The 5,443-nt window shown below is 31.5% G+C and carries 4 protein-coding genes and 2 pseudogenes; 4 read left to right on the plus strand and 2 right to left on the minus strand.

All coding sequences use genetic code 11. From position 1 onward, the window contains the following. Positions 1 to 739: pseudogene (locus ACHZDT_RS04665) on the plus strand (peptidase M61); the annotation flags it as partial. A 118-nt stretch (positions 740 to 857) separates the two neighbouring features. Here the strand turns inward: ACHZDT_RS04665 and ACHZDT_RS04670 are convergent. Next, positions 858 to 1,442, minus strand: coding sequence for a Crp/Fnr family transcriptional regulator (locus ACHZDT_RS04670; RefSeq protein ID WP_394773484.1), 585 nt, complete (start codon positions 1,440 to 1,442; stop codon positions 858 to 860). A 227-nt stretch (positions 1,443 to 1,669) separates the two neighbouring features. Here ACHZDT_RS04670 and ACHZDT_RS04675 point away from each other — a divergent pair, with 227 nt between their 5' ends. The 3 genes from ACHZDT_RS04675 to ACHZDT_RS04685 all read left to right on the plus strand — a co-directional run bounded on the left by ACHZDT_RS04675 (position 1,670) and on the right by ACHZDT_RS04685 (position 4,813). Then, positions 1,670 to 2,200 (plus strand): YceI family protein, encoded by a 531-nt coding sequence (locus tag ACHZDT_RS04675; protein WP_394773485.1) that lies wholly within the window; start codon positions 1,670 to 1,672, stop codon positions 2,198 to 2,200. A 708-nt stretch (positions 2,201 to 2,908) separates the two neighbouring features. Then, complete coding sequence (locus ACHZDT_RS04680; protein WP_394773486.1) at positions 2,909 to 4,000, plus strand: sensor histidine kinase; 1,092 nt, start codon at positions 2,909 to 2,911, stop codon at positions 3,998 to 4,000. Between the two features lie 6 nt (positions 4,001 to 4,006). Then, a complete protein-coding gene (locus tag ACHZDT_RS04685) occupies positions 4,007 to 4,813 on the plus strand; it encodes a sigma-54-dependent transcriptional regulator (protein WP_394773487.1) in 807 nt (268 codons plus the stop codon). Here ACHZDT_RS04685 and ACHZDT_RS04690 read toward each other — a convergent pair. Then, positions 4,711 to 5,443 (minus strand): annotated as a pseudogene (locus tag ACHZDT_RS04690) (type IV secretion protein Rhs); the annotation flags it as partial. The gene ACHZDT_RS04685 and the pseudogene ACHZDT_RS04690 overlap by 103 nt on opposite strands.

Below are 5,443 nucleotides of genomic sequence, written 5' to 3' on the forward strand. Positions count from 1 at the left end.
TATTGCAGATAAAATCGAACAGGCAAAAGGTTTAAACGATACAATGTCATTCACTAAAATGAGCGCAAATGTATTAGAGCAGCCTTATAAAGATCAATATTTAAATGTATATCAAAAAGGAGCTTTAATTGGTATGTGCATTGACATTATCATTAGAGAAAAAAGCAACGGCGAAAGAGGAATTCTTGATCTAATGCATAAATTAGCCAGTGAATATGGTGTTGAAAAACCATTTAATGACGACGAACTTTTCGCTAAAATTACCCAATTAACATATCCTGAAGTGGGAGAATTCTTAACTAAATATGTTTCGGGAACAACTCCAATTCCTTACGATTTTTATTTGGCCAAAGTTGGTCTTACTAAAGCTTCTGAAAAACATCCTGCCGCAATTTTCAGAAAAGGAGAAACTCGTTACATTTCTTTTGATAAAGACACTAAAGCAATTACTGTTACGCCTAATGTAGATTTAAATGTATTTTTTACCAGTTTAAATCTTAAAGCTGGTGACGGTATCGTTTCTATAAACGACAAAACCTACACATTAGATAATATCTATGATTTGATTACCGAAAGTGAAACCTGGAAAGAAAACGATCCAATCACTATTAAAATAAAACGTGCCGGTGCAGAACAAACCATAAAAGGAACTGTGAAAATGCCATACATCGAAAAAGAAATTTTTAAAGCTACAGATGCTTCAAAAGAGAAACTTAAAAATGCATGGTTAAAAGGTTAAAATAAAACTGAACATAATAAAAGGCTTTCATTACTGAAAGCCTTTTTATCTTATAGCGAAACACTTAAAAAACAGAACTAAAATAGGATATCTGAAAAATGATATGATACTCAGTAGATTAAATTACATCCAGCATTTTTTTCTTTATTTTACTCAAAAACTCCGGTGTAATTGCTAAATAGGAAGCGATATATTTTTGGGGGACTTTGGCTGCAATACTTGGATACGCTGATATAAACGATTTATAGCGTTCTTCGGCAGATGTCGCTACGGCTTCTATATAACGTCGTTGCTGTCTCAATACACCTTTTTGAAACACAACTCTAAAATAGCGCTCAAAAACTATACTGCATTCTAATAAATGTAATTGTCCAAGACGAGGCAGCAGCATGACTTCACCATCAGTTAAGGCTTTTGTATCATATGTGGTTGCTTGCATATCAAATGCACTGTAAATATCTGCTGACCACCAGCCCGCACCGGCAAACTGAATTACATGATCATTGCCATTACTATCTGTATAAGAAGTCATTAAATAACCCGCATTTACAAACAACAAGTAACGGGGTTGCTCGCCCGCTTTAATAAGTATTTCTCCTCGTTTAAAAGCTCGCGGAATCAATACTGAAACAAGTTGCTCCTTCTCCTTTTCATTCAGGGTAACATGATCGCTAAAATTTTGTAAAATAAAGTCATTTATCATTTAACTTGTTTTTTGAGTAAAAGTAATAATTTATTGAGAATTCAGGTTATTTGTAAATCAAACCAATGTTCTGCCTTAACTGAGGAGTTTGGGCACAAAAAGAGAAAAAAACACTTCATTTACTTAATCTAGTTCAATATTTTTTGTTTCATTTCTTAATTTAGTTCATCGTCTGCCAAGCGTATTACAAATAATTTTGCCTTTATAATTAATAAAAAAGCAATATTATGTCATCAACAAAAAAATGGAGAATCGAACAAGGACATTCTCAAATTCAATTTAAAGTAAAACATCTTTCCATTACGAATGTAAATGGAATTTTTAAAACTTTTGATGGTACTGTTACTACTCAAAACAATGAGTTTGATAATGCCGAGGTAAAAGTTTCTATTGCTGCAGATAGTATCGACACTCAACTTCCCGAGCGTGATAAGCATTTAATGTCGCCTTATTTGTTTGATACTGAAAATTACCCGCTAATTACATTTGAAGGTATCTTCAGGAAAAATGGCGAAAATTATATTTTAGATGGCCATCTTACCTTACGCGATGTAACCAAACCAATTAGCCTTGAGGCTCAATTTACAGGTGTTGCCAAAGGCTTTGCCGGTGACGAGCGTGCAGGATTCGAAATCAATGGTAAAATAAGCAGAAAAGACTTTGACCTTACCTGGAATATTGCTGCTAATAGCGGCGGACTAGTAATAGGCGATGAAATTAAGTTGCATTTTGATATACAATTGGTCGAAAATGATTAGTAATAAATCTCATAATCAGACTTTGGCATCCTGCATATTAGTGGTTTTAAAATCAAGTTGACAAGTTTACGATAATTAATTAAAATCTTTAAAAGTTCCTGAATTAGAATCAGGAACTTTTTTTTGTGGTTAATTTTAAAATATATTCAGTAATGATTTTTGACAAATTAAAACTGCTAAAATTACTGTTAAGAATTATTAGGAATCAATAATACGCTAATAAACGATATATCGTAAATTAAAAAACCTCAAAAAAAGCATAATTACCTATAAACAAATCATTACAACATTAGACACTAAAATCCAGATGTGTAAAATCTAACATAACAAATAGTATTTTCAATTCTAAAAAGAACAAGTCAATTTTTTTTCTGATAAAAATTATGAGAAATAAGTAAGGAAATTTTGCACACTAAATTTAAAAGAAAGATTACATCCAAAATCAAATTTTTATCATAAATAAATACAATTTATAATTATTATGATATTTCTTACTTTATTATAATGTTAGAAATTTAATATCTAAAAATAGGATTTCATGCAGCATAAATAAGTCTAAATAATATCAAAATAAGACTTATTATTCACGACTATTTAGTTTGTTTTCAAATAGTTAAATTAAAAATACAAATAATATCCTTAAGTAAATAATTTAATTACATTTGAAATCAATTTAAAACAGTTATAAATAATTTCTTACATATAACAATGAAACTTTATCCTATTAAAGAAGAACTTAAAGAAAGAGTTAAGGAATTAACTTGTCTCTATGAAATTGCAAATATTATATCAAAATCAAATTGCGAAGAAAAAACAACGTTAAAAAAAATAATTTCAAGCACAAAAAAAGCATGGAAATATAATATAGATGCAACTGTAGAATTACACGTTTCCGGTTATGGATTCTCGACATCTAAAATAGAGAAACAAACCATTTCGCAAATTAGTCATATAAGTATAGCAGGTATAAATGTTGGTTTTATAAAAGTGCATTATTCGCAAAATAAATATACTGAAAGTGATTTTTTAAAAAACGAACAAAAATTATTAGATAACATCGCATTTGAAATTGGTAATTATATCGAAAAATTTCAAAATATTAAAAAGAAACAACTTTTAACCCAAACTGTAGAAAGAACAGATATTTTGTATGTTTTGGGCGAAATGACTGCAGGAATAGCGCATGAACTCAATACTCCTTTAGGCAATATATTAGGATATGCTGAATTAATAAAAAGCAATAATCAAGATCCTGAAATTGACGCTGATATTTCTACAGTAATAAGCTCCGTTATATGCTCCCGCGAAATTGTAAAAAAATTAATGCTTTTTTCTTGTGAAATGCCTAAGCAATTACAATTAAAAGAAATTAAACCTATTATAATTTTTGCCTTATCACTTCTTAAGCAAAATTTTCTCGAAAAGAATATCAAAAGCGAGATAATCTTTAAAAATGACAATATTATTGCAAGGATTGATACTGTACAAATAACAAAAGTACTATTAAATTTAATTATTAATGCCATCCATGCATCCCCTGTACAAACTGTAATAAAAACAGTAATTGAATCTGATTCCGGCAACCTGCTAATTTCCATTGAAGATCAAGGAACTGGGATTGCTGATGCTATAAAGCATAAAATATTTGAACCATTTTTCTCCACGAAACCTACTAACAATGGTTGTGGCCTTGGCCTAAGTCTAGTTCATAAAATTGTTAAAAATCATAATGGAAAAATAACTGTATTAAATAATAATCCCACAGGAACAATTTTTGTAATAAAATTACCTTTAAACTAATTTATAATGAGTGTTATAAAAGAAAAGATACTTATTGTAGATGATAACGATGACATGCTTAACCTGATTCAGCGTCATTTAAAATCATTCAATTATCATACCTACAAAGCATCCTCTGTAAGTGAAGCTATCGATATATTAAAATACACTGATCTGGACTTATTAATTACTGATCTTAATATGCCTGAAATTAATGGTATGGAGTTGATAAAATATACGCAGGAACATTATCCCTTAATTCCAAAAATTGTTGTTACAGGACTTAATTCTATTGATAATGCGGTTACTGCAATAAAATCAGGTGCCTTAGATTATTTGAATAAACCTTTTACAAGTGATGAACTTCAAATAGCAATTGATAGTTTGCTAACCAAAACAAAAGCAAATTCAACAAATTTATTAAACAAAACAAGTACATCCTCAAAAAGCAATAATTACTCCGGTATTGTAGGATCTTCACAACAATTAAAAAAGGTTATCGAAATAATTGAACGTGTAAAAGATAACAAAGTAACGGTTTTAATAGAAGGCGAAAGCGGTACCGGAAAAGAACTTATTGCAAAAGCAATTCACTTTGAAGGGCGCTTTGCCAGTATGCCCTTTATCTCTATAAATTGTGGTGCAATACCCGAAAACCTAATTGAATCTGAGCTTTTTGGATATACAAAAGGAGCGTTTACAGGTGCCTCAGAATCTAAAATGGGCTTGTTTCAGGCAGCTTCAGGCGGCACTGTATTTTTAGATGAAATAGGTGTGGTCTGTGGTGAAAATACAGCTCCATTGAAGTTTACGGCCGTAAAATCATTTTTATAACTTCCGCCATCATCACAGAAATGCGTAATTTGGGTTACCCTGTAACTGCCTTCGTGCTGCATGTCAACTCCGCTGATTCTTACGTTGTCTCCCAGGATAACGCCCGGAACCTCGCTCATGGCATTTATTTCCATAAGTCCGCCCACAACGGCGCGCATTTTATTGGTCGTGTATTGCTCTACGGAATTTCTTGCACTTCCTTCGGCTGGATTTTGATTGACATGAATTAGGCTTTCCCTGTTAAATATGTCGTTTGACTTATTGATGAAGTTCTGCTGAAAACCATCAGCTTCCTTTCTGTATTTTTCGGTGTAATCCTCAAAATATTCGCCTTCCCTGTTATCATATTCTATGGTTTTAAAAAGGGCTGGCTTTAATATTATTTTATAGCTAAAATGCTGCATGTTGATTCCGTAAACAAGCTTGGGTTCGGCGCCGGTACTTCCCGGACTTCCAAAGATTACCTTACGCCCGTTATCATAAAACCATTGTCCTTTTCGTTTTGCCAGCATGTTTAGAAAGTCGAAATCACTTTGGTTGTATTGCACGGTATAGGCTAAATTGTTTTTGTAAAACGGATATACATCCATGTCAATTTCATAACCGGATTTTACCTTGTTTACAATATCG

It is taken from the genome of Flavobacterium sp., assembly GCF_043722275.1.
In the GTDB taxonomy this organism is placed as follows: Bacteria; Bacteroidota; Bacteroidia; order Flavobacteriales; family Flavobacteriaceae; genus Flavobacterium.